We start from the raw sequence: 293 nt of genomic DNA, 5'->3' as shown, positions 1-293 counted from the left end.
AGTAAAACTGAATATTTCCTAGTTTTGTACCAACGCAAAAATTAAACTATGAAGGATTCTGCTCCAGCCACGAAAACGATTTCGTTAAATGTTTACGGAATAAACCACGACAACATCCACTACCAATTGTCCCCGGAAGAACTCCAGGACATCACGATTGACAAGGGCATGGGCCGTGAAGCCTCTTCAGGGGCGTTGGCGGTAAATACTGGGGAATTCACGGGACGGTCGCCGAAGGACCGTTTTATCGTGAAGGACGATATCACCAAGGACAAGATCTGGTGGGGCGACAT

1 protein-coding gene is annotated in these 293 nt (G+C 47.1%); it reads left to right on the top strand.

Annotated features, from left to right (window positions below; genetic code table 11):
• Positions 1-48 precede the first annotated feature (48 nt).
• A partial coding sequence (locus K1F36_RS17085; protein WP_220114879.1) for a phosphoenolpyruvate carboxykinase (ATP) occupies positions 49-293 on the top strand: 245 nt, incomplete at its 3' end.

It is taken from the genome of Flagellimonas abyssi (assembly GCF_019457905.1).
GTDB classification, from domain to species: domain Bacteria; phylum Bacteroidota; class Bacteroidia; order Flavobacteriales; family Flavobacteriaceae; genus Flagellimonas; species Flagellimonas abyssi.
This window is presented reverse-complemented; position numbering and strand designations above follow the sequence as displayed.